Raw genomic sequence first — 322 nt, forward strand, 5'->3', positions numbered from 1 at the left:
ATTTACCATTGAGAAGACTCTCCAGAATGTCTGATTTGTCTGTAGCTTCTACTGTAATTTTGATAATCGCATTGGAAGGATCCGAAGCTACACGCCCCGATACGTCTACTGCACGATCTACACTGTAGTGTAGTTTTAAAACTTTTTGAGCGTCTCCTCCGTTGAATTTCAACACCGCTCTTGCATTGTTGGCTGCCATCATTTAATGTTTTTGATTGTTTGTATGGTTTTGATAATGACCAAAGTTATATACCCCGTATCATTTCTCCTAATTATTAGTAAACATATTTAAAAAGTGTAGTAATACTACGATAATTTTATG

1 protein-coding gene is annotated in these 322 nt (G+C 35.7%); it reads right to left on the reverse strand.

What is annotated here, in order from left to right; all coding sequences use genetic code 11:
* The coding region (gene tssD / locus GNY06_RS06610; RefSeq protein WP_317163720.1) for a type VI secretion system tube protein TssD at positions 1-199 on the reverse strand (199 nt) is incomplete at its 3' end.
* Positions 200-322: the final 123 nt, after the last annotated feature.

This window comes from Elizabethkingia argenteiflava (assembly GCF_009904105.1).
In the GTDB taxonomy this organism is placed as follows: Bacteria; Bacteroidota; Bacteroidia; order Flavobacteriales; family Weeksellaceae; genus Elizabethkingia; species Elizabethkingia argenteiflava.